At 57.6% G+C, this 24,870-nt stretch carries 17 protein-coding genes; 16 read left to right on the forward strand and 1 reads right to left on the reverse strand.

Annotation, left to right across the window (positions count from 1 at the left end):
• The first annotated feature begins 1 nt into the window (after window position 1).
• From MT343_RS05815 to entS, 5 genes are read left to right on the forward strand one after another with little or no spacing between them, the layout of a single operon-like run.
• Window positions 2–3,148, forward strand: a complete 3,147-nt coding sequence (locus tag MT343_RS05815; RefSeq protein WP_145469197.1) for a multidrug efflux RND transporter permease subunit — start codon at window positions 2–4, stop codon at window positions 3,146–3,148.
• Between the two features lie 32 nt (window positions 3,149–3,180).
• Window positions 3,181–4,476 (forward strand): enterochelin esterase, encoded by a 1,296-nt coding sequence (gene fes / locus MT343_RS05820; protein ID WP_186435921.1) that lies wholly within the window; start codon window positions 3,181–3,183, stop codon window positions 4,474–4,476.
• A 15-nt stretch (window positions 4,477–4,491) separates the two neighbouring features.
• The gene (locus MT343_RS05825) at window positions 4,492–4,710 is read left to right on the forward strand and encodes an MbtH family protein (RefSeq protein WP_145469199.1); all 219 of its coding nucleotides are present in this window, start codon (window positions 4,492–4,494) and stop codon (window positions 4,708–4,710) included.
• On the forward strand, window positions 4,707–12,074 hold the full coding sequence (locus MT343_RS05830) for a non-ribosomal peptide synthetase (RefSeq protein WP_145469200.1): 7,368 nt from the start codon (window positions 4,707–4,709) through the stop codon (window positions 12,072–12,074). Before MT343_RS05825 ends, MT343_RS05830 begins: the two co-directional genes overlap by 4 nt.
• Before the next feature lie 24 nt (window positions 12,075–12,098).
• Window positions 12,099–13,328 carry an enterobactin transporter EntS gene (gene entS / locus MT343_RS05835; RefSeq protein WP_145469201.1) on the forward strand — a complete coding sequence of 410 codons (1,230 nt, stop codon included), beginning with the start codon at window positions 12,099–12,101 and terminating at the stop codon, window positions 13,326–13,328.
• 90 nt (window positions 13,329–13,418) lie between these two features.
• Here entS and MT343_RS05840 read toward each other — a convergent pair whose 3' ends face one another.
• Window positions 13,419–14,192 (reverse strand): inositol monophosphatase family protein, encoded by a 774-nt coding sequence (locus MT343_RS05840; protein WP_145469202.1) that lies wholly within the window; start codon window positions 14,190–14,192, stop codon window positions 13,419–13,421.
• A gap of 223 nt (window positions 14,193–14,415) precedes the next feature.
• Here MT343_RS05840 and MT343_RS05845 point away from each other — a divergent pair, with 223 nt between their 5' ends.
• From MT343_RS05845 to bamB, 11 genes are all read left to right on the forward strand, one after another.
• Window positions 14,416–15,201, forward strand: coding sequence for an RNA methyltransferase (locus MT343_RS05845; RefSeq protein ID WP_145469203.1), 786 nt, complete (start codon window positions 14,416–14,418; stop codon window positions 15,199–15,201).
• Window positions 15,198–16,022 (forward strand): serine O-acetyltransferase, encoded by an 825-nt coding sequence (gene cysE / locus MT343_RS05850; RefSeq protein WP_145469204.1) that lies wholly within the window; start codon window positions 15,198–15,200, stop codon window positions 16,020–16,022. The genes MT343_RS05845 and cysE overlap by 4 nt, the downstream gene beginning before the upstream one ends.
• A gap of 104 nt (window positions 16,023–16,126) precedes the next feature.
• Window positions 16,127–16,612, forward strand: coding sequence for a Fe-S cluster assembly transcriptional regulator IscR (iscR, locus tag MT343_RS05855; RefSeq protein WP_145469205.1), 486 nt, complete (start codon window positions 16,127–16,129; stop codon window positions 16,610–16,612).
• A 110-nt stretch (window positions 16,613–16,722) separates the two neighbouring features.
• Window positions 16,723–17,883, forward strand: a complete 1,161-nt coding sequence (locus tag MT343_RS05860) for an aminotransferase class V-fold PLP-dependent enzyme (protein WP_145469206.1) — start codon at window positions 16,723–16,725, stop codon at window positions 17,881–17,883.
• Window positions 17,884–18,027: 144 nt separating this feature from the next.
• Complete coding sequence (ndk, locus tag MT343_RS05865) at window positions 18,028–18,453, forward strand: nucleoside-diphosphate kinase (protein ID WP_145469207.1); 426 nt, start codon at window positions 18,028–18,030, stop codon at window positions 18,451–18,453.
• 83 nt (window positions 18,454–18,536) lie between these two features.
• Window positions 18,537–19,667, forward strand: a complete 1,131-nt coding sequence (gene rlmN, locus MT343_RS05870) for a 23S rRNA (adenine(2503)-C(2))-methyltransferase RlmN (RefSeq protein WP_145469208.1) — start codon at window positions 18,537–18,539, stop codon at window positions 19,665–19,667.
• A 16-nt stretch (window positions 19,668–19,683) separates the two neighbouring features.
• Window positions 19,684–20,484 (forward strand): tetratricopeptide repeat protein, encoded by an 801-nt coding sequence (locus MT343_RS05875; protein ID WP_186435922.1) that lies wholly within the window; start codon window positions 19,684–19,686, stop codon window positions 20,482–20,484.
• Window positions 20,485–20,489: 5 nt separating this feature from the next.
• Window positions 20,490–21,602, forward strand: coding sequence for a flavodoxin-dependent (E)-4-hydroxy-3-methylbut-2-enyl-diphosphate synthase (gene ispG / locus MT343_RS05880; RefSeq protein ID WP_145469523.1), 1,113 nt, complete (start codon window positions 20,490–20,492; stop codon window positions 21,600–21,602).
• 27 nt (window positions 21,603–21,629) lie between these two features.
• Entirely contained in the window at window positions 21,630–22,910 is a 1,281-nt protein-coding gene (hisS, locus tag MT343_RS05885; protein ID WP_145469210.1) for a histidine--tRNA ligase, read from the forward strand.
• Window positions 22,911–22,954: 44 nt separating this feature from the next.
• Complete coding sequence (locus MT343_RS05890) at window positions 22,955–23,617, forward strand: YfgM family protein (protein WP_186435923.1); 663 nt, start codon at window positions 22,955–22,957, stop codon at window positions 23,615–23,617.
• Window positions 23,617–24,855 carry an outer membrane protein assembly factor BamB gene (gene bamB, locus MT343_RS05895; RefSeq protein WP_145469212.1) on the forward strand — a complete coding sequence of 413 codons (1,239 nt, stop codon included), beginning with the start codon at window positions 23,617–23,619 and terminating at the stop codon, window positions 24,853–24,855. The genes MT343_RS05890 and bamB overlap by 1 nt, the downstream gene beginning before the upstream one ends.
• Window positions 24,856–24,870 lie beyond the last annotated feature (15 nt).

A 24,870-nucleotide genomic window follows, 5' to 3' on the forward strand; every position in this document is an offset into this window, starting at 1 on the left:
TATGGTGTCGCATTTTTTTATTGATCGTCCGGTTTTTGCGTGGGTGGTGGCCATTGCCATTATGCTGGCCGGCCTGATGACCCTGCGTACATTGCCGGTGGCGCAGTATCCGGATATCGCGCCACCGATCGTGCGCGTGGGAGCGATGTATCCCGGTGCGTCAGCCGCTGTTGTTGAAAACAGCGTGACTCAGGTGCTGGAACAGGAGCTGAAAGGACTGGAAGGACTGCTGTATTTTAATTCCACCAGTTCTTCCAGTGGTGAAACCGACATCATGCTGTTTTTTCAGCACGGTCAGGATGCCGAAGTCGCGCAGGTGATGGTGCAGAACAAGGTCAATCAGGTGACCTATCGTCTGCCGCAACAGGTTCAGCAGAACGGTCTTTCGGTGACGGCGATGCAGAACACCTTTCTGATGGTGGCGGTGTTTTATGACGAAAGCGGCGCGCGCAGTAACTCGGATATTGCCGACTGGCTGAGTAACAGCATGCTGGATGCGTTAAGCCGCGTACCGGGTGTTGGCCGCATACAGAATTTCGGTTCACCTTATGCGATGCGTATCTGGCTGGAACCGGACAAGCTGGCCAGCTATAGCCTGATGCCGCAGGACGTTATCGCCACTATTGAAGCGCAGAATGCGGAAGTGCCGGTGGGCGAACTGGGTGCTCTGCCTGCGCCGGATCAGCAACAGCTCAACGTTACAGTAACGGCGCTGTCGCGTTTGCGGACGGTGGATGAGTTCCGCAATCTGGTGTTGAAAACCAGCACTGACGGTGCACTGGTGCGGCTGCAGGATGTTGCCCGGGTAGAAATCGGGCAGGAAAGCTATGGCAGTATTTCGCGTTTAAATGGTATGCCGGCGTCCGGACTGGCGATTATGACAACACCCGGTGCCAATTCACTGGCGACGGCTGCCGCAGTAAAAGAGCGGATTGAGCAGCTCAGCCGTTCATTTCCCCATGGCGTTAAAGTGATGTATCCGGAAGACGCCACCCGTTTCGTCAAACGCTCCATCAGTGCGGTATTTAAAACTCTGGCCGAGGCCGTGGCGCTGGTGGTGCTGGTGATGTTTCTGTTTCTGCAGAACTGGCGCACAACCTTAATTCCCGCCATTACAGTGCCTGTGGTTTTACTGGGTACCTGCGCAGTGCTGGCTTTGGGCGGATTTTCCATTAATACCCTGACGTTATTTGGCATGGTGCTGGCGATTGGTCTGCTGGTGGACGACGCCATTGTGGTGGTGGAAAACGCCGAACGCATTATGCAGGAAGAGGGTGTGGATGCCCTGACGGCTACGCGGCGCAGTATGAAGGAAATCACCAGTGCGTTAATCGGTGTGGCGGTGGTACTCGGCGCGGTATTTTTGCCGATGGCATTTTTCCCCGGCTCTGTTGGTGTGATTTACCGCCAGTTTTCCGTGACGCTGGTATCGGCAATGGGCTTGTCCGTTCTGGTGGCACTGACCCTGACGCCGGCATTGTGTGTCAGCCTGTTACACACAAAGCAGGACGCTGCACCGGCCACTGGCTGGAGCGCTCGTCTGGCCCGGGCAATCGGCGGGCTGCAGACTGCTTACCGCCGGCGTTTACAGGCATTTCTTAACCGTCCGCGTCGTTTTGCTGTTATTTATCTGTTGCTGGGACTGGGCGTTTATTACGGGTATCAGAAATTACCCACCACCTTTTTACCGGAAGATGATCAGGGTACGGTCATGGTGCGCTATATGCTGCCACCGGGGGCGACCTATGAGCGCACGGCTGAAGTAATGCGCCAGATCGAAGACTATTTTCTGACCCGGGAAAAAAATAATACCGCTGCTATTTATACCGTCTCCGGCTTCAGTTTTTCCGGCTCAGGTCAGAATGCCGGTATTGCTTTTGTTAACCTGCGCGACTGGGATGAGCGTCCTGACAGTGACAATACCGCACAGGCGATTGCCGGACGGGCAACCCGTATTCTGAATGAAGAATTACGCGACGGGCGCATGTTCGCCATGGTGCTGCCACCGGTGGATGGTCTGGGTGACAGTGCCGGTTTTGAATTCTGGTTGCAGGATACGGCGGCGGTGGGAATTGAGGCACTGACCACCAAAGCGCATGAGCTGGTGGAGCGTATCAGCGAATCACCGGACGTTCTGTTTGCCGATGCCGAAGGCAGCGACATTATTCCGCAATTACGCATCGATATAGATCAGCCAAAAGCGGCGGCTATGGGACTGCGTCCGGCCGATGTTAATTCCACGTTAAGTGCGGCCTGGGGCGGCGCTTATGTGAATGATTTTATTCATCACGGCCGGGTAAAAAAGGTCATGGTGCAGGCCGCCGCCGAATACCGTGCTCAGCCGTCGGATCTGGGTGAATGGTATGTACGTGGTGTGAATGGCAGCATGACACCATTTTCTGCATTTGCCTCCACTCGCTGGACCTCCGGACCGGCACAGCTGGCACGCTTTAATGGTTTACCTGCGATTGAAATCAGTGGCGCCGGAGAAGCCGGAGCCAGCTCTGGTGACATCATGGCCATGATTGAAAAAGCGGCGGCCAGCATGACCGATACCAATCTGGAATGGGCAGGGCTTTCTTATCAGGACAAAATTTCCGGCGATCAGGCCCCGGTGCTTTATGTCGTATCCGTTTTGTTTGTTTTTCTTTGTCTGGCCGCGTTATACGAAAGCTGGAGCATTCCGGTTGCCGTGATGCTGGTGATTCCGCTGGGCCTGCTCGGTGCCGTGGCGGGAGTCATGTTGCTGGGTATGAAAAACGATATTTTCTTTCAGGTCGGCGTGCTCACCACCATCGGCCTTGCTGCTAAAAATGCCATTCTGATCGTTGAATTTGCCGAAAGCGAAATTGCCCGCGGAGAGATGCCAATGGCTGCCGTCGTGCATGCCGCCAGCCAGCGCTTACGACCGATTCTGATGACCTCACTGGCTTTTGGTGCAGGCATTATTCCACTGGTATTTGCTACCGGCCCGGGTGCTGCGGCACAGAATGCCATTGGCGCCAGCGTGCTGGGTGGCGTCATTTCCGGCACGGCGCTGGCTATTTTCTTTGTGCCTCTGTGTTACCTGCTGATTGCCCGTTTGCGTCAGCGGCTGAGCCTGTCTGGAACGTCTGTGGCGGGTGAGCTGCAGCCTCCGTGTCAGTGAGTGTGGGGGTCGTAATGAACGCCGGGAATATTATGAACTCAGGAACTGTGGCTGAGGCTTCTGCCGTAATGCAGGAGAGCGCTTTACGGCAGGTTTTTTCTGCCTCAGATATAACCGCAGTTCCTGGTTCAGATGCATTCTGGAAACAGATAAAAAAACAGGGTACGCCACTGCTAACCAGCCGTGCTGATAACCAGTGCGGTATCACCTTTCTGTGGCGTGATCCGCAAGGTGCAGAAAACTGTTCGCCTTATAAAGCGGTATTTATTGATGTGTATTCACACACGCCGCACCCGACCCGTCAGCTGACCAGTCTGGTGCGCCTGAGCGGTACCGATGTCTGGTACTGGCAAACGCAATTACCCGCCGACTGGCTTGGCAGTTACGTGCTGTTGCCAGCAAAAAATACGCAATTACCACCGGCCAAAAGTGCGCAGCAAAGCAGCAGTGATTTTTCCGCAGCAGTGCGCGGCTGGTGGATAAATTTATTGCAGCAAAGCGGTCAGGCCGATGTGCTGAATCTGCGCGCCCCACATGTGGATGGTAATGGCCGTGAATTATCGGCGCTGATATTACCGGGTGCTGCTGTGCATGCGCAGCTACGCGATGAAAAATGCCTGCCTGCGCAAGGCAAGCTGCATCACTGGCGCTGGCATAACGCTCTGCTCGGCGCAGAGCGCGATGTGTGGTGTTACCGCTGTGGTACGGGTCGGGATTTACCTCTGGTTATTTTTCTCGACGGACAGCGCTGGGCACGCAGCAAAGGCTTTTTCACCCAGCTGGATGCCTTAACTCACAATGGCGAATTTCCGCCCGCGGTGTATTTATTTATTGATTCGGTCAGCAGTGATGTGCGCTCGCGCGAATTAACCTGTAATTCAGCGTTCTGGCTGATGCTGCAGCAGGAATTATTAGCCGATGCGCAAAGACTGGAAGCTTTTTCCACTGCTGCGCAAAAAACCATCGTCGCCGGTCAGAGCTTTGGTGGTTTAGCGGCGCTGTACGCCGCGCTTAACTGGCCACAGCGTTTCGGCAACGTGCTCAGTCAGTCGGGCTCTTTCTGGTGGCCGGATGTTAATGAGGAGGCCGGTAATGGTCTGCTTACCCGCCATGTGCGTTCGTCTGCCCCTGTGCTCAGTGAGCTTAATGTGGAACTGCAGATCGGCTGCTACGAAGACAGCATGCTTGGGGTTAATCACGCCATGCACGATGCCCTGAATGCTGCCGGAGCGCATGTTTCTTTTCAGCAATTCCGTGGTGGTCACGACTGGCTGTGCTGGCACAGCGAATTACTGTCGGGATTAAAACGCCTTTTTTCGGTTATTTAAAAATCAGGATCTGTTATGAGCAATAGTGCCTATTTAAATCCGTTCGACGATGACCAGCATGAATTTCTGGTGCTGAAAAACAGTGCGGGGCAATACAGTTTATGGCCGGTATTTGCCACCGTTCCTGAAGGCTGGCACCCGCAATTCGGTCCGGCGGCGCGCAGTGCCTGTAACGATTTTATTGAGACGCACTGGCTCAGTATTAATCCATTTACCGCAGGTGCCGGACAATGAGCGGTGCAGATATTAACGGGCAGGCACTGACCGGCACCCAACAGGGAATCTGGCTGGCGGATCAGGTCAGCGAAAGCGGCGACCTGTATAACATTTCCCATGCGGTGGAAATCCGCGGGCCGTTAAATGCGGCACTGCTCGATCTGGTCATTCGCCAGGCCATGACGGAAGCCGATACGGTGTGTGCGTTGTATCGTGACGGTCAGCAGACGCTGCGTTGTTTAAGGGCAGAGGATATTTCCGCCTGTGAACAGCTGGATTTCTCGGCACGGCCTGATGGCCGTGAACAGGCCTTTGCACAGATGTGGGCCGACAGTCACGCCCATCTGGCGGTGGATGGTGAAGCCCCTCTGTTCCGTCATCTGCTGATTCAGCTCGCGCCGGAGCACTGGCTCTGGTACCAGAGATACCACCATATTCAGCTCGATGGGTTCAGCATTAATGCTTTAAGCCGCCGTATTGCCGCTCTGTATTCTGAGCGTCTGGCGGGTATCGCCTGTGGGCCGTCGCCCTTTACAGCGGTAACTGAGGTGACGGCGGAATATCAGGCTTACCGCGCCTCGGACGCCTGCCAGCGTGATAAGGCTTTCTGGTCAGAGCTCTGTGCCGACCTGCCCACACCGGCATCCTTATCGGCCAGGCCGCACAGCATTGCGGGGGCCGCATCGTTATTAACCGTGGAATTACCGCTGGCCGGCGATGTGCTCAGCCGCCTGAAAACCTTTGCCGCGCAATGCGCTAAACGCACCGGTCTGCCGGATGTGCTGATGGCCCTGATTGGTGCTTATCTGGCCCGCATGACCGGCCAGAGCACTCAGGTGCTTGGCGTGCCCTTTATGCGCCGTCTGGGTTCGGCGGCCATTACCTCTGCGGCTCCGGTGGTGAACGTGTTGCCATTACCACTCAGTATTGCGCCGCTGACCTCGCTGTCTGAATTAACCCGTCAGGTGCACGAACAGATGGCCGCCGTGCGCCGCCATCAGAAATACGATGCCGAACAGATTGCACGCGACCTGAAGCGCGTGGCCGGCGACCCTTTATACGGCGCGGTGGTGAACTACAAACACTTTGATTACCGCCTGGATTTTGCCGGAGCCGAAGGTATTACCCATCACCTCGCCACCGGCCCGGTAGACGATATTGAATTCGGTCTGCTGGTGCATGAGCAGCACTTATTGCTGGAATTACGCGCCGGTGCTGGCCGTTACACTGCCGCTGAATTAGCTGCCCATGCTGAACGCTTTGTGCGCCTGCTCAATTACTGGCTGGCGCAACCGGAATCTCCACTGGCCGATGTGCCCCTGCTCAGCGACGACGAACGTCACAGCCTGAACCTGTGGCAACAGGGGCGGGTATTCCCGCCACCACAGGATCTGCACAATATCGCTGACCTGTTCTGGGAGCAGGTGCAGAAAAAACCGGCGCACACCGCGCTGGTTTTTGCCGCTGGCAGCGGCGCCGACGAGCGCCTGACCTTTGCCGGGGCTGGTGCAGAAGTTGCACGTCTCAGCCGCTGGCTGCGGGCTCAGAGCATAGGGCGTGGTCAGGTCGTGGCCACTGCGCTGCCAAGGTCGCGCTATTCGGTACTGGCCATGCTGGCGGTGCTCGACAGCGGTGCCAGCTGGTTGCCGCTGGATCTGGATTACCCGGCCGGGCGTATGGCCATGATGTGTGAGGACGCCAGACCAGCTTTGTTGCTCAGTACTGCTCAGGTTGGGGCACAGTTTCCGGCACAGCTTAAGCGGGCGAACCTCGACGATATGGCGTTGCTGGCAGAGTTGCAGACCCAGCCCGCCGTGCGACTGAACGCTGATGAGCGACCGCTGCCGGGGGGCGATGATATCGCCTATGTCATTTTTACCTCGGGCAGTACCGGGCGGCCGAAAGGGGTGATGAACACCCACGGCGCGTTGCTTAATCTGATCAGCTCACACCGCAGCGCCTTTTATGAGCCGCTGCGCGAGCAGATCGCGCAGCGCTGTCCGGGGCGGCCACTGCGCGCCGGTCACACCCATTCGTTTTCGTTCGATTCCAGCTGGCTGCAGATTTTCTGGCTGCTGCTGGGCGAAGAAGTGCATGTGTTCGACGACACTGTGCGACGCGACGCCAGCGAGCTGGTGCAGCAGATCCGGCAACGTGGCATCGACACCCTCGACCTGCCACCGTCGTTTCTGGCACAACTGCTCAATCAGGGCCTGATGGACGCCGACCATCATCAGCCGTCGCTGATTCTGATCGGTGGCGAAGCCTGCCCGGCTAACCTGTGGCAGCAGCTGAATCAGCATCCGCAACTTACCGCCCACAATTTGTACGGCCCGACCGAATACACAGTGGATACCCTGCGTGCCTGCGTGCGTGACAGCGAGCGCCCGCTGGTGGGCCGCCCCATCGGCAATACCTGCGTTTACATTCTCGATGCCCGCTTACAGCCGGTGCCGCCGGGCGTACTGGGCGAACTCTATATCGCCGGTGCCGGTCTGGCGGCGGGTTATCTGGCCCGTGGCGCACTCTCGGCCGGACGTTTTGTTGCCGACCCTTATGGCCCGCCAGGCAGCCGCATGTACCGCAGCGGTGATCTGGTGCGCTGGACCAGCGATGGCCGTGTGGAATTTGCCGGGCGCGGTGACGATCAGGTGAAAATCCGTGGCTACCGCGTCGAAATCGGTGAGGTGGAAAATGCCCTGTCGCTACTGCCGGCGGTGGAAAGCGCGCTGGTGCTGGCGGAGTCGATCAACAACAGCCAGCGTTTGCTTGGCTATTGCGTGATTCCGGGGCTGAGCGGTGACGAGCGCACACAGCGCAGCCGCGAACTGCTGGGTCTGCTGCGCGAGCGGCTGCCGGATTACATGGTGCCGTCGTTGCTGCTGGTGATGGATGAATTCCCGCGTAATGTCAGCGGTAAGATTGACCGCAAGGCATTACCGAGCAGTCAGGATATGCACGGCGGCAGTGTTCACACCAACAGGGCACTAAGCGACGACGAGGCGCTGCTGTGCATACAAATGGCCGCTGTGCTTCGGCTCGGGCAGGTGGGCGCGGATGACGATTTCTTTGCCATCGGTGGTGACAGTATCAGCGCCATTATTCTCTGTACCGCTGTGCGCGGGCAGGGCTGGCTGCTGAAGCCGGCGCAGGTGTTCAGCCTGAAAACCCCACGCGCACTGGCCACTGTAATGACGCCCCTGCAGGCAAACACGGCTTCTGAGCTGGAGTGGCTGAGCGCGGCGGAGCGCCAGACCCTGCAGCTGCGCTATGGGCGTGAGGTGGAGGCCGCACCTCTGCTGCCGCTGCAGCAGGGTATGCTGTTTGAAACCCAGTTGCACCCGGATGGCGGTAACTACAACGCCTTTACCCGCCTGTCTCTCAGTGGCGTGGTGGACAGTGAACGCTTACAGCAGGCGCTCAATCATGTAGTGGGCTGCTATCCGCAACTGGCCGGGCTGTTCGACAGTGACAGTCTGGAGCAGTCGTTACTGGTAATGCCGGCCGTTACGGAACGGCACTGGCCGTTGAGCGAACACGATCTCAGCATCTTGCCCGCCAGCGAGCGCGCCCGGGCCTTTGCTGAGCTTGAACAACAGCTGCTGCAGGCGCATTACCCCACCGACCGCGCTGGTGGGATGCTGGCAGCGGCATTGGTGCATCTCGGGGTGAATGAAGACAACGCACCGCGCAGTGAACTGATTCTGGTGATTCACCATCTGGTGGTGGATGGCTGGTCGACGCCGCTGCTGCTGCGCGATCTGATCACCGCTTACCAGACACAGGCGCCGCTACCGGCGCTGGATGTGTCCTACCCGCAACTGATGCAACAGCTGCTGCAGCGTGATGACACTGAAGCACGCGCTGTGTGGGCGCAGGCGCTGGCGGGGGCCAGCCCGACCTGTATATTCGATGCTGCCGACAGCCGCACAGCGGTGGCCGCTGTCAGCGAATACACGCTCACCTTAACCACGGCAGAAACCCAGGCGCTGACGCAGAGGCTGCGGCGTCAGGGGATTACCCTCAACGTGCTGATGCAGGGCATCTGGGCTCAGGTCCTGCGTGGCATAACCGGGCGCGACGACGTACTGTTCGGCACGCCGGTGTCCGGACGCAGCGCGGCCATTAACGGTCTGGCCGATCAGGTTGGCTTGTTCCTCAATACCCTGCCGGTGCGGGTTAAGACCGACGCTGATCAGGCCTTCTGGCCCCAGCTTGCGGCCATACAGCAGCAACACGCGCATCTGATGGAACAGGACAGTCTGGGACTGGCGGACATTCAGCGTCAGGCCGGACTGGGTACTCTCTTTGACACTCTGCTGGTGGTGGAAAACTACCCCGACTCCGCCTGGGCCAGCGCCGAGCTCAGTGGCAATGGCAGCCAGCCGTTGCATATCCGCGCTATTCATAACCGTGGCTACAGCCATTACCCGCTGGCGCTGCTGGTGATTCCCGGCGAGCAGCTGACTCTGCTGGTAGAAGACCGCCAGGCACTGGCGACGCTGGGCCTGAACGCAGCGCTGCTGGCGCAGCGCGTGGCCCATGTGTTGCGTCTGGCGCTGGCTGAAGCCAATAGCAATTCCGCTGTGCCGTTGGCCCGCTGGCCAGCGCTGAGTCCGGTGGAGCAAAGCCTGCTGACAGAGGCTAATAACACGCAGCGGCCATTGTCCGGTGCCACCCTGCAGTCGGCGCTGCGCAGTCGGGCTGAGCATCATATGCAGGCGTTCTGTGTGGCCGACGAGCACCAGACTCTGACCTATGGCGCAGCGCGTGCGCGGGTGGATGCCATGGCTGCAGGTCTGCAGCAGGCTGGGGTGACGCAGGGCAGCATTGTGGCGCTGGCCCTGCCGCGCTCGGTGGATCTGACCCTGGCCATCTGGGCGGTAATTGAGGCCGGTGCGGCTTATCTGCCGCTGGATACCGGTTATCCGGACGAGCGTCTCGGCTTTATGTTGCAGGATGCTGGCGCGGCGGCGCTGATCACGGCAGAAGCCCTGTTTGCACGGCTGCAACCACTGGCTGGCAACAGCCCGCTGCTGGATGTGAACGACCTGCAGACCAGCGATGCGTCACAGCTTAAGCGGGTGACTATCACCCCAGCGCATCCGGCGTATCTGATTTACACCTCGGGCACTACCGGGCGGCCAAAGGGTGTGCTGGTTGGCCATGAAGCCATCGTTAACCGGCTGGAGTGGATGCAGCACCAGTACCCGCTGACGGCAGCGGATGTGGTATTGCAGAAAACGCCGTGCAGCTTTGATGTGTCGGTGTGGGAATTTTTCTGGTCGGCGTGTGTGGGCGCCGGGTTGGTGATGGCCGCACCCGAGGCGCACAAAGATCCGCAGGCGCTGATCGACACCATTAACCGCTGGCAGGTCACCACCCTGCATTTCGTCCCCTCCATGCTGGCGATTTTTACCAGCACAGCGCGTGCGCTGTACGGTGAAGAACAACCGCTGTGTACATCATTGCGTCAGGTCTTCTGCAGCGGTGAAGCCCTGACCTGGGCTCAGGCCGATGCCTTTAACCAGCGTTTTGGTGCTGGTGCCGCGGATGATCAGGGCGTGCAGCTGCACAATCTCTACGGCCCGACCGAAGCGGCGGTGGATGTCAGTTACGAACCGGCCTCACAGGCTGTGTCGTCTGCGGGCAGCCCAGTGTCATTGGGTAACAGTGTGCCGATAGGACGTCCGGTGTGGAACACCCGTCTGCAGGTGCTGGATGCGACATTACGCCCGGTCCCTGTGGGGGCTACCGGCGAGCTGTACCTCAGTGGTGTACAGCTGGCGCACGGCTATCTGGGCCGCGCTGCACTCAGCGCCGGGCGTTTTGTTGCCGATCCTTATGGTCCGCCGGGCAGTCGTATGTACCGCACCGGCGATGTGGTGCGCTGGCTGAGCAATGGCGCAGTGGAATATCTGGGGCGTGCCGACGATCAGATCAAAATCCGCGGTCAGCGCATTGAGCTGGGTGAAATCGAAACCTGTTTGCTGGCGCAACCGGGCGTGGCCAATGCCGTGGTGCATGCAACGGTGCTGCACGAGGGCAATAACGGCTCCGGTGAAGACAACCGCCAGCTGGTGGCTTATCTGGTGGCGCAGCCCGGCGTAACGCTGGCAGAGGATGCACTCAAAGCCGCCGCCAGTGCTGCGCTGCCTGCGCATATGGTGCCGGTGGCCTGGGTTGCGCTGGAAAAGCTGCCGTTAAGCGCCAACGGCAAACTCGACCGTAAAGCTCTGCCCAAACCTCAGCTCAGCAGCGCTGTCAGCAGCAGCGGGCGCGCACCGGCACGCGGGCTGGAGCAACGTCTGGCGCAGCTGTTTATGCGCCTGCTGGAGGTGACGGAACTCCGTGCCGATGACGACTTCTTCGCCCTTGGCGGCCATTCGTTACTGGCCATGCGCTTAGCGGCCGATATCCGTCGGGAACTGAAACGTGCGGTGACTGTGGGGCAGATTATGGGCGCACCCACCGTGGCGCGACTGGCAGCGTTGCTTAACGAAAACGACCAGCGCAACGATTTTGGTCACGATGGTTTTGCCGAAGTGATCAGGCTTCGTGCGGCGCGTAAAGACGTTCACGGCCACACACCAGAGCCGCTGTTCTGCTTCTGTCCGGGCTCGGGCTTTGCCTGGCAGTACAGTGTGCTGTCGCGTTACCTGCGTGAAGGCCGCGCCATCATCGGCCTGCAGTCACCGCGCCCGCACGGCCTGATGGCCAGCAGCGCCAGCATGGAGGAACTGGTGCAGCGTCAGCTGAGCATTATCCGCCGCGAGCAGGCTCACGGACCTTACTATCTGCTGGGTTACTCGCTGGGTGGCACGGTGGCCTATGCCGTGGCGGCGCAGTTGCGCGCTCAGGGCGAGGAGGTGGCCTTCCTCGGTCTGCTCGATACCTATCCGGCGGAAGTACATGACTGGAACGATCCGGAAGGTGCAGAAGAAGCCTTAGGTGCCGAGCGGGAACAGGCGCAACTGCTGAATGATGCCGTCGGTGCGGAAACAGACAGTGCAACGCTGGCGCAGGACGAGCAGCAGGCCATGGCCCAGGCACAGGCAGAAAAAGACGCCATGCTGGAGCAGATTTTTGCCAACTACAAAGATGCGGTACGTCTGCTGAAACAGACGCGTACTCCGGTTTACGACGGCCGCTTCAGCGTGTTTGTCGCCGCCCAGGATCTGCCCGCTTATATCCGCCCGCAAGCCGACTGGCAGCCTTATGCACCGGGAGCCGAGTATGAATTTCTGCCCTGGGCCAGTCATGAAAATATCCTTTCGCCACAATCCCTGCAGCAGCTCGGCCCGTTACTCGACCGTCTGCTTGCTGAGGGAGACAGTGAAGCCGCAGGTTTCTCCCGTCATTACCCGCCGGTCAGTGCATGACCGGCCTTAGTTTAAGTTGATGCTATGAATAAAAAATCGTTCTTTGTTGATTTCAGCCTGCTGAAAACCAACCGTCATTTCCGCAACGTATTTATTGCCCGTACCATTTCCCTGCTGGGGCTGGGCATGCTGGCGGTTGCCATACCCATGCAGGTGTATCAGCTCAGTGGTGATTCGTTTCAGGTGGGGCTGGTAATGGCACTGGAAGGCGCGGGTATGTTTGCCGGACTGTTACTGGGTGGCGTGCTGGCCGACCGTGATGACCGTAAAAAACTGATTCTGTTTGCCCGCGCTGTGTGCGGCATTGGTTTTCTCGGGTTGGCGGTAAACGCCTGGCTGCCACAGCCGCAACTCTGGGTTATTTATCTGCTGGCCGTCTGGGACGGCTTCTTCGGTGCTATTGGTGTAACCGCTTTGTTAGCCTGCATGCCTTTTATTGTCGGACGTGAAAATCTGCTGCAGGCGCGTGCCGTCAGTATGTTGTCGGTACGTCTGGCGACGGTTATTTCCCCGGCGCTGGGCGGGCTGATCATCGCCTTTGCCGACGTCGGCTGGAATTATCTGATTGCCGCACTGGGCACTGGTCTGACCCTGATTCCTTTGCTGGCATTGCCCTCCATGCGTCCGCAGGAGGTGGAAGAGCATCATCCGCTAAAGGCGCTGGCGGCGGGTTTTCGTTATCTGTTTGCTAACCGCATTGTGTTTTACACCGTACTGGCCGGAACTCTGGTGACGTTAACCACAGCCATTCGTGTGCTGTTTCCGGCACTGGTAGAAGACGCTTTTGCCGGTGGGGCGGCTGAACTCGGGCTGATGTATTCCGCAGTGCCGCTGGGGGCAACCTTAGGCGCACTGGTGAGTGGCTGGGCCAGCCATGTGCAGAAACCCGGGCAGGTGATGCTGTTTGTCAGTCTGGCGGCCTTTGCCTGCATGATGGCGCTGGGGCTTAACCACAGTTTTATTACTGCACTGTTTTTGCTCGCCGCTTTTGGCTATCTGGTGTCCATCGCCTCGCTGCTGCAATACAACCTGGTGCAGATTAATACTCCCGATCAGTATCTGGGTCGTATTAATGGTATCTGGACGGCGCAGGATGCTTCGGGGGACTCCCTCGGTACTCTGGGGATTGGTGTGCTGGGCAAGTTTATGTCATCGCTGGGCAGCATTTTTACTCTTGGGGCAGTCGCGATGACACTGGGAGTGCTGCTGCTGGGTAACAAAACACTGCGTGGTATAGAGAACACTGACGGTTAGTGATGGTGCGGCAGTAGGCAGGGCAAACCGTGATCACCGGCAGTGTCGTTATCTGTTGAAAACAACATGCTGCCGGTGATGGCCGGTATATCAGTCTTTGGCGAGCAGGGCTTTCAGCAGACGTGGGTTGCTGACCACCAGGTTGGCCGGAGCGCGCAGCAATGGCTGACCACTCACTTCAGACAGCAGACAACCGGCTTCGGAAGCCAGCAGGCCGGCAGCGTTCAGGGCAAACTCATCAACGTTGCTCAGCAGGGCGCCCTGGAAACGGTCGGCGGCTACGTAGCAGATAGACAGGGCGTTGGAGCCGATGTTGCGCAGGTCAAAGCTTTTTGACATCAGACGCTGTAAACGCTGCAGCTGATCGAAGGCGGCTTCGTTGTTGCCCATAGGCTGGGTGTAACCAACGATGGCGTCGCTCAGGCTGTTAACGTTACCGCTGCGGATACGGCGGTTGTTCAGCTGGGCGCCACGGCCACGTGAAGCCGTGAATTCATCACCATTAATAGGATTGAGGATCACCGAGTGTTCTGCTTTGCCGTTTTGCATGCAGCAGACGATGATGGCAAAAGATGGGATACCTACGCGGAAGTTGGAGATGTCGTCGATGACGCACACCTGCCACACAGGCTGGTTGGCCTGTTCGCCGTTCTGACCGGTTTCACGGCCGTAAAAGTTGTGCTCAGGCAGGGCTTTCTTCAGCTCAAAAATAATGCCTTTTTCCAGACCAATGGTGCAGTCTGCCACAAACTTTGCTTTCTCCTGATCCGTGCTTTTGTACGAATCGAAGCGGTCCAGGCGACGGACCAGATCTTGACCAGCATTACGCGCAGCGCGCAACGCCAAGTTCACCATGGGTTGCATAGGGATCGCTATCTCTTAAAGTTAAAGAACATTTTTCGGGCGCGGGATTATATCAGCACCTGACTGGTTAGCGAAGCCCGTTTTGCGTTACACTTCGTGCCCCTTATTCTGTACCGGCCTGGCTCCCGCAGATGCTCCGTTGTGAGGTTAACCTGCGGATTGCACGGGTTTCAGACCGGCCGCCATTCTCCGATAAGCGCCGTTGCGGCGCAGACAAGGCGTTATGCTCGATAAAATCCGTATCGTAATGGTTAATACCACCCACTCCGGCAATATCGGAGCGGCCGCCCGTGCGATGAAAAACATGGGCCTGAGCCGGCTGGTGCTGGTTGATCCGATCGCCAGCATTGACGAAGAGGCGATCCAACGTTCTTCGCGCGCAGAAGATATTCTGCACAACGCGGTCATCGTACCGACGCTGGAAGACGCCATTGCCGACTGTGGTCTGGTGATTGGCACCAGCGCGCGCAGCCGCCATATTCCCTGGCCGCTGATGTCGCCGCGCCAGTCGGCCGCAAAAGCTGCGGAAATGATTCCCGCCGGTAATGAAGTGGCGCTGGTGTTCGGCCGTGAATCCCGTGGTCTGACTAATGAAGAGCTGCATCTGTGTACCGCGCACGTGCATATTCCGACCGACGAAAACTTCTCATCACTGAATGTTGCCCAGGCCATTCAGGTGCTGTGCTATGAAATGCGTTTGGCACTGGTGACGGATGATTTCCGCGCCGAAGCCGAACCGGAAGATGAGGCCGGAGCCTGGGGCGTGCCCTGGGATTATCCGCTGGCAACCCAGGGCGAGCTGGATGGACTGTTCCGTCATATGGAAACTGTGCTCATTGATATCGGCTTCCTTGACCCCAATACTCCGAAGCACCTGATGTCCCGTATGCGCCGTCTGTATCAGCGCGCTGCACCGGACAAAACAGAAGTGAATATTTTGCGTGGCATTCTGGCGGCGGTACAGCGTCAGGGCGACACCAGCCATAAAACACAAGGGGATACTGAGTGATCAGACAACTGCGTGAAGACATTGCCAGTGTATTTGAGCGTGACCCGGCAGCGCGCAATACCTTTGAGGTGGTCACCACCTATCCGGGGTTGCATGCTCTGCTGCATTACCGGGTGGCCAACTGGCTGTGGCGCAAGGGCTTTAAATGGCTGGCGCGCATGCTGTCGACCTTCAGCCGCTGGATGACCGGTATTGAGATTCATCCGGGAGCAACCATTGGCCGGCGTTTCTTTATCGACCACGGTATGGGCGTGGTGATTGGTGAGACCGCTGAAATCGGCGATGACTGTACCCTGTATCACGGCGTGACGCTGGGTGGTACTACCTGGAATAAAGGCAAGCGCCACCCGACCCTGCAAAATGGCGTGGTGGTCGGTGCCGGCGCCAAAGTGCTGGGGCCGATTGTCGTCGGTGAAAACGCCCGTATCGGTTCCAATGCGGTGGTGACTAAAGAAGTTCCTGAAGGCGCCACGGTGGTCGGAATTCCGGGTCGTATTGTGCGTAAAGCGAGTACGGCTGAAGATGAGCAGCGGCGCAAAATCGCCGAGAAAATCGGCTTTGATGCTTATGGTATGGCTGACGAAATGCCCGATCCGATTGCCCGTTCCATCCATAACCTGATGGATCACATGCACGCGGTGGACCGTAAAATCGACACCATGTGCAAAGCGCTGCACGATCTGGGTGACCGCACCTGCTCTGAGGCGCTGCCGCAGCTTGAGGCGGAAACCTTTGTCAGCCTCAGCGAAGCGGTCAGTAGTGACGATGCTGACAGTGCCGAAACGGCTGACAGTGCTGGTCCGGGTGTGGAAAAGCACTGAAACCAGTCCGGCGTGTTTTGTTATGTAAAGGCATGCAGGCTAAAGTTGACTGAAATAGTCGGATATACGCATAATGCCACCACGATTTATGTGGGGGATAGACCATGCGTTTAACGACCAAGGGCCGCTATGCGGTGACGGCCATGCTGGATCTGGCGATTCATGCGCAGGACGGGCCGGTAAGTCTGAATGATATTTCCGGTCGTCAGGGCATTTCCCTGTCGTACCTGGAGCAGTTGTTTGCCAAGTTGCGCCGTGGTGGTCTGGTCGCCAGCGTGCGTGGCCCGGGTGGTGGTTATCGCCTGAGCCGTGATGGCAGTGATATTAATGTGGCTGAAGTGGTGGACGCGGTAAACGAATCCATGGATGCCACGCGCTGCAACCGCCGTGGTGATTGTCAGGATGGCGAAGAGTGCCTGACCCATCATTTATGGCTGGAGCTGAGTGATCAGATTCACGCATTTCTGCGCGGCATCACGCTGGCGCAACTGATTCAGCGTAAAGAGATCCGTAATACCGCCGACCGTCAGGACAGCAATACACGAAACCGTATTGATGCAGTACTGAGTACAGAAGACATTACCGGCTGAATGGCCGGTCCTTGACCGGAGTGCTCTTCTTGATCTGAGCGCCCCTTGACCTGAGCGCTGCAGCGCGGACAATGCGCCGCCTCAGGTTTCAGATTTTCCAGCGGTGACCCATGAAATCCATCTATCTCGATTATGCAGCGACCACGCCGGTCGACCCCCGTGTGGCTCAGGTGATGGCAGCCTGCCTGACTCTGGATGGTACCTTTGGTAATCCGGCATCACGTTCCCATCGGTATGGCTGGCAGGCTGAGCAGGTGGTGGAAAATGCCCGGCGCCAGCTGGCTGATCTGCTCGCCGCCGATCCACGTGAAATCGTCTGGACCTCAGGTGCAACCGAGTCCAACAACCTGGCCTTAAAAGGTGTGGTCGAAGCGCTGCGTGCTGACGATGCCGGCCGTCCGCTGCACATTATTACCTCAGCCATTGAGCATAAGGCGGTACTGGATGTCTGTGCCTGGCTGCAGGCGCAGCATCAGGTTGAAATCACTTATCTGGCGCCGGATGCCGATGGTCTGATCAGTGTGCAGCAGGTGGCTGATGCCCTGCGTGACGATACCTGCCTGGTCAGTCTGATGGCGGTTAATAACGAGCTGGGCACCATTACCGATATCGCCGCCATCGGCGAGTTGTTAAAAGATCACCCGGCGTATCTGCATGTGGATGCCGCTCAGGCGCTGGGTAAAGTTGCTGTGAACGTCAGAGACTGGCAGGTCGATCTGTTGTCGGTATCCGCGCATAAATTCTATGGCCCGAAAGGCATTGGCGCGCTCTATGTGCGCCGTGAACCGCAGGTGAAGCTGGCGGCCCAGATGCACGGCGGTGGCCATGAGCGCGGTATGCGTTCCGGCACGCTGCCAACCCATCAGCTGGCGGGTCTGGGTGAGGCTGCACGTCTGGTGCAGGAAGGGCTGGCGGCCGATGAAGCCCGTATCCGTGCGTTGTCGGCCCGTCTGTGGGACGGGCTGCAGGCGCTGGGTGGGGTGTATCTGAATGGCCATACGCAGCAGCGTACCGCTAATCATCTGAACGTCAGCTTTGACGGCGTGGATGGTGAGATCCTGCTGGCCTCGCTGGCTAAGGTGGCGGTGTCTTCCGGTTCGGCCTGTAACTCGGCGACGGTTGCGCCTTCCTATGTGCTGAAGGCCATTGGCCGCAGCGATGCGCTGGCCCATGCCGGTCTGCGCTTCAGTCTCGGGCGTTTCACTACGGCCGAAGAGATCGGTTTTGCCCTGAGTGAAGTTACGCGTGTGGTGCAGATGCTGCGCGGCTGATCGCTGAGTTCCGTATTTCCTGCCGCTGGCGGTCAAATAATCCGCCAGCGCGCCCGCGTACGCGTACAACTTTAATGAAAAGGTGCGTATAATCCGCGGGTTTTATTTTCCGTAACCCTGATAATTTACCCTTGGGAGCTAAAAATGGCTGTTGAACGCACTCTGTCCATCGTTAAACCAGACGCTGTGGCCAAAAACGTAATCGGTGAAATCCTGACCCGTTTCGAAAAAGCTGGCCTGAAAGTTGTTGCCGCTAAAATGATCAAACTGGACGACGAAAAAGCGGGCGGTTTCTACGCAGAGCACAAAGAGCGTCCTTTCTTCAAAGATCTGGTGTCTTTCATGACTTCTGGTCCTGTTGTTGTACAGGTTCTGGAAGGCGAAAACGCTATCGCTGCTAACCGCGAACTGATGGGTGCTACCAACCCTAAAGAAGCGGCTGCCGGTACTATCCGCGCTGACTTCGCTGAAAGCATCGATGCTAACGCAGTACACGGTTCTGACTCTGCAGCTTCTGCTGAGCGCGAAATCGCTTACTTCTTCGCTGCCGACGAAATCTGCTCACGTTAATGAGTGGAACTCAGAGGGCAGGAATGCCCTCTGATCAATCCTCCGGGATGCACCAGTGCCAACAGGCCTCAGGTAACCAATTGATGTCCGAAACACCAGAAAAAATTAATCTGTTGGGCTTATCGCCCGCCAAAATGGAAGCCTTCTTCGCGGATATGGGCGAGAAGAAATTCCGTGCTCAGCAAATGCTGAAATGGATTCATCAATATGGCGAAGCCAACTTCGACAACATGACCAACATGGGTAAGCCCTTGCGTGCGCGCATGGCCGAAGTGTGTGAGATCCGCCTGCCGGAAGTGATTTACGAAGATTTCTCCAAAGACGGCACCCGTAAATGGGTGATGCGTATGGATGGCGGCAGTGCCGTCGAAACCGTTTATATCCCGGAAAAAGACCGGGGCACCCTGTGTGTGAGCTCGCAGATCGGCTGTTCGCTCGACTGCAGTTTCTGCTCCACCGGTAAACAGGGTTTTAACCGCGACCTCAGCGTGGCGGAAATTATTGGTCAGGTATACGTGGCGGCTATGAGCTTCCATGCACCGGGCGAGCGTCGCGAACGCCGTATTACCAACGTGGTGATGATGGGCATGGGCGAGCCGCTGCTGAACTTCGACAACGTGGTCGATGCCATGAACCTGATGATGGACGACAACGCCTATGGCTTGTCCAAGCGTCGTGTCACCCTGAGCACCTCCGGCGTCGTACCGATGATGGATAAGCTTGGCGATGTTACCGATGTATCACTGGCGGTATCGCTGCACGCACCGAATGACGAGCTGCGTAACCAGCTGGTGCCAATCAATAAAAAATATCCGATTAAAGAGCTGATTGCGGCCACTAACCGTTATCTGGCGAAACTGCCGGACCGTCGTAAGGCCACCATCGAATACACCATGATGGAAGGCGTTAACGATGAGATGGAGCACGCGGAGCAGCTGTCCGTGCTGATGAAACAGGTGCCGTGCAAAATCAATCTGATTCCGTTTAACCCTTTCCCTAACTCCGGCTATAAACGCCCGAGTAACAATCGTGTGTACCGCTTCCGCGATTATCTGGTGAATCAGGGGCATATTGTCACCATCCGCTCGACCCGTGGCGACGACATCGACGCCGCCTGTGGTCAGCTGGTAGGCAAAGTTCAGGACCGCACGCGCCGCAGTGAGCGTTATATCAATGCGGTGCAGATCGACGAGTCTTCACAGGGCAACCAATAAAATGACCGGGATGGGCATGAAAAAATTAATCACCACACGCGCAGCGAGCCTGTTGATAGTGCTGCTGAGCCTGACGCTGGCTTCCTGCGTTACCGTCACTGAAAGTCGTTTTACCAAGAAAAAATCACCGGAAAAAGCGGTGGAGAATTATACCCAGTTAGGTTTGGGCTACCTGCAGAAAGGCCGTCCGGACTGGGCGCGTCAGCGTCTGCAAAAAGCACTGGCGATTGATCCTGATTACGCCCCGGCCAACGATGCCATGGGGCTGGTCTGGCAGACCGAAGGCGAGATGGATCTGGCGGAAGAATATTTTCAGAAAGCGCTGAGCAACGACAGCAGCTTTACTCTGGCACGCCACCATCTGGGGCGCTTGTATGTGCAACTGAAGCGTTACGATGAAGCCGAGGGTAATCTCCAGCGGGTTACCAACGATCGTTATTACGATAATCGTGCTTCAGCCTACAACGATCTGGCGCTGAATGCTTACCGCCAGGGCAACACTGAGCAGGCAATCGACAGCTACGGTCAGACCCTGCGTATTGCTCCTTACAATGTTGATGGGCTGGTCAACATATCGACCCTGCTGTTTGAAGCGCAGCGTTACGATGAGTCACTGAAATACTACGATCGTTTTGAGCGTCTGGTGCAGCGCGAGCAGGCGCGTCAGACCGCCCACACCCTGTGGCTGGGCATTAAGCTGGCAACGCTGCAGCAGAACACTCAGCGGGCGATTGCGCTGGCGACCGACCTGAAGCGTAACTTCCCGGAATCGGTTGAATACCGTCTGTATCAGGACTCCCTGTCCGGAGCCAAATAATGAGCATGCATTTCGAAAATCCCATCAAGCGTCGTCAAAGCCGCAAAATCTGGGTTGGTGATGTGCCGGTCGGCGGTGATGCGCCGATTGCCATTCAGACCATGACCAACACCGAAACCACCGATGTGGCGGCCACTGTGGCGCAGATTCAGCGCGCTCAGGATGCCGGTGCCGACATCGTGCGCGTTTCTGTGCCGACCATGGACGCAGCGGAAGCCTTTGGCAAAATCCGCAAAGAAGTGAATATTCCGCTGGTGGCAGACATTCACTTTGACTACAAAATCGCCCTGCGCGTCGCTGATCTGGGTGTTGACTGTCTGCGTATCAACCCCGGCAATATCGGTCGTGAAGACCGTGTGCGCGCGGTGGTGGATGCGGCGCGTCATAACGGCATTCCGATCCGTATCGGGGTGAATGCCGGGTCACTGGAAAAAGACCTGCAGAAGAAATACGGCGAGCCGACCCCGGCCGCGCTGGTGGAATCCGCCATGCGCCATATCGATATTCTCGATCGCCTGAACTTCCCGGATTTCAAACTCAGCCTGAAAGCCTCCGACATCTTTATGACCGTGGCGGCTTACAAACAGATTGCCAGCCAGATTGAGCAGCCGCTGCACCTTGGCATCACCGAAGCCGGTGGCCTGCGTGGCGGTACGGTTAAATCGTCTATTGGTCTTGGCCTGCTGTTGTGGGAAGGCATCGGTGACACCATCCGCGTATCGCTGGCGGCCGATCCGATTGAAGAAGTAAAAGTGGGCTGGGACATGCTCAAATCGCTGAAGCTGCGTTCGCGCGGCATCAACTTTATTGCCTGTCCGAGCTGTTCACGTCAGAACTTCGACGTGATCAAAACCATGAACGAGCTGGAAATGCGCGTTGATGATATCCGCACCGATATGAGTGTGGCGGTGATTGGCTGTGTGGTGAATGGCCCCGGCGAATCCAAGGAAACCGATATCGGTCTGGCCGGTGGGCAGCCGAATCTGGTGTATATCGACGGTAAACCAGCCGGCAAACTGAGTAACGAGACTCTGGTGGATGACCTTGAGCGTATGATCCGCGAACGCGCCGCCAGCCTCGATGAAGAACGCAAAAATCTGATTGCCAGCGACAGCTGAGCGCTGACCCAGACAAGAACGGACATTATGGCAACGAAAATCCAGGCCATTCGTGGCATGAACGACATCCTGCCGGCCCAGAGCCCGGTATGGCAGTATCTCGAAGGCACAGTGAAAGACCTGCTGGCTTCTTACGGTTATGACGAAATCCGCATGCCGATTGTGGAGCAGACCGCGCTGTTCAAACGCTCTATCGGCGAAGTGACCGACATCGTCGAAAAAGAGATGTACACCTTCGACGACCGCAACGGTGACAGCCTGACCCTGCGTCCGGAAGGCACCGCCAGCTGTGTGCGTGCCTGTGAAGAACACGGTCTGCTGTACAACCAGACGCAGCGTCTGTGGTACACCGGCCCGATGTTCCGTCACGAGCGTCCGCAGAAAGGCCGTTACCGCCAGTTCTATCAGATTGGTGTGGAAACCTTTGGTATGGCCACGGCTGATATCGATGCCGAAGTGATTCTGATGACCGCGCGTCTGTGGCAACAGCTGGGCCTGACCGATGCGGTTACCCTGCAACTGAACACTCTGGGCTCCAACGCAGCGCGTGCCAATTACCGCGATGCCCTGGTAGCTTATCTGAGCGAGCGCAAAGACCAGCTGGACGAAGACAGCCAGCGCCGTCTGGAAACCAATCCGCTGCGCGTGCTCGACAGCAAAGATCAGAACACCCAGGCACTGCTGGCCGATGCGCCACAGCTGCACGATTACCTCGACGACGAAAGCCGCGAGCACTTTGCTCTGCTGCGCAGCATCCTTGATGCCGCCGGGGTGAAGTACGAAATCAACCAGCGTCTGGTGCGCGGTCTCGATTATTACTGTAAAACCGTGTTCGAGTGGGTCACCGACAAACTCGGTTCGCAGGGCACCGTCTGTGCCGGCGGCCGTTACGACGGCCTGGTCGAGCAGCTGGGTGGTAAGCCAACCCCGGCGGTTGGTTTTGCCATGGGCGTTGAGCGTCTGATTCTGCTGCTGGAAACGCTGGAGCTGATTCCGGCCGAAGTGCTGCAGACCATCGATGTATACATCTGTCCGGTCGGTGAGGGCAGTGCTCAGGTGGCGCTGCTGCTGGCAGACCGTCTGCGCGACGAGCACAGCTGGTTACGCATTCAGACCCACTGCGGTGGTGGCAGCTTCAAGAGCCAGATGAAAAAAGCCGACAAGAGCGGTGCACATCTGGCACTGTTGCTGGGCGAAGACGAAATTGCCAACGGTACTGTGACCGTTAAAGATCTGCGTGGTGAAGGTGGGCAGCAGACGCTGGCGCTGAGCGACGTGGGCGAATGGCTGGCACAAGAAACTTTTTAATAACCAATAACTCACAATATTCGTTTTTTTGGGGAAGTGGACGCATGACTGAATATCGTACGGATGAAGAACAAGCAGAACTGCTGAAAAAATGGTGGGCAGAGAACGGTAAAAGCCTGCTGGCGACCATCGTGATTGTTGCCGGTGGCTGGTTTGGCTGGAACAGCTATCAGGCTAATCAGCAGGCAACAGCCGAAGCAGCTTCCATGCTGTACTCACAGCTGGTCGACAAAGTCGCACAGCCGGCAGCGCAGCAGGATGAAGCGGCTAAAACCGAAATGGAAGCACTGGCGACTCAACTGAAAAAAGACTTCGGCAATACCAGTTATGGCCAGTTTGGTGCTCTGTTCCTGGCGCGCTTTGCTGCCGATGCCGGTGACTTTGATAGCGCCGCTGCTGAACTGAACAGCATCATTGCCACGGCTGACGAAGGTCCGATCAAATATACCGCTCAGGCGCGTCTGGCCAATGTCCTGATTCAACAGGAAAAAATGGACGAAGCGCTGGCGCTGGTTGCGACTGTACCGGACGCTGCCTATGCCGCGCAGTTTGAAGAAGCCAAAGGCGATGCCCTGTTCCGTAAAGGCGAACTGAGTGAAGCCCGTGCGGCTTATGTCCGTGCGCAGGAAGCCGCTGCGAATCTGGGTCTGAACACCCAGCAGCTGCAGCGTAAGATTGATAATCTGGCTGCGAGCGGAGACGCCTGATGCGCCTGAGTCCTGTTGTCGTCCTGTTGAGTGCTCTGCTGGCTGTGCAGCTGAGTGGTTGTGCCAGTCAGCCAGCCAATCAGGCAGAAGCGGCTGACACTGCCGACGAGACAGGGCTGCCCGATTACAACGATGAAACCGATATCTCCATCGAGTGGCGTAAGCAGCTTGGTGTGGGGGCTGGTACGGCTTATACCCGTCTGCGCCCGGTGGTGAGCGGCGATACCGTGTTTATGGCTGACACTTCCGGTGAGGTCTACGCGCTGGATCTGGCCGATGGCAGCGAACAGTGGAATGTGGACCTGGAGCAGCCGGTAACGGCAGGTGTGGCGCAAGACAACGGTCAGTTGTTTGTTGCTACCCGTGACGGTTTTCTGCATTGCCTGAACAGTGCCGACGGCTCTGAAATCTGGCGTTCACGTATGACCAGTGAGTCTGTCGCACCAGCGGGTACCGACGCTAAGCGGGTGTTTGTACACACCGTTGACGGTCGTGTTACAGCCTTTGAACGGGCGGATGGCAAGCAGGCCTGGTCTTACGAAACTGCGATGCCGGTACTGACTGTGCGCGGCACCGGCACGCCGCTGGTGCTGGATCAGCTGGTGATCACCGGTTTTGCCACCGGCAAACTGGTGGCACTGGATAAGACCCTCGGTATTCCGCGCTGGGACGTGCGCCTGGCAACGCCGGATGGCCGCTCTGAGCTGGAGCGTCTGGTGGATGTTGATGGCGCACCGATCTGGGATAACGGCATTATTTATGCGGCCAGCTACCACGGCAAACTGGCAGCCGTTTCGCTCAATGGCGAAACCCGCTGGGAAGAAGAAGGTTCAACCTACACCAGTCCGGAACTGGCGCTGGGCAACCTGTACCTGACCCTCGACAGTGATCACATCCAGTCCTATGACATGGCCAGTGGCGCGCCGGTCTGGACTCAGAAAGCACTGCATGGTCGCCGCCTCGGGCAGACCAGTGCTTATGGCAGCTGGTTGGCAGTCGCTGATGGCGAAGGCTATCTGCACATTATGAATCAGGTGGATGGCGAGTTGGTGGGACGTAAACTGTTGCGCCCTAAACCACTGCACGTCAACTATCCTAATCAGACGGAAGGCACCAACTGGCGTGCGCTGCGTGGCCGCGATATGGGCATCCGCAGTCCGTTAGTTGCCACTGATAAAGGTCTGCTGGTGTATACCAATGCCGGTGAACTGCTGCTGCTGAGCGTTCAGACCGACTGACGCCGGCGGTATCAG

Origin of the sequence: Venatorbacter sp. C2-1 (assembly GCF_022832715.1) — a bacterium.
In the GTDB taxonomy this organism is placed as follows: Bacteria; Pseudomonadota; Gammaproteobacteria; order Pseudomonadales; family Oceanobacteraceae; genus Venatoribacter; species Venatoribacter alkanivorans.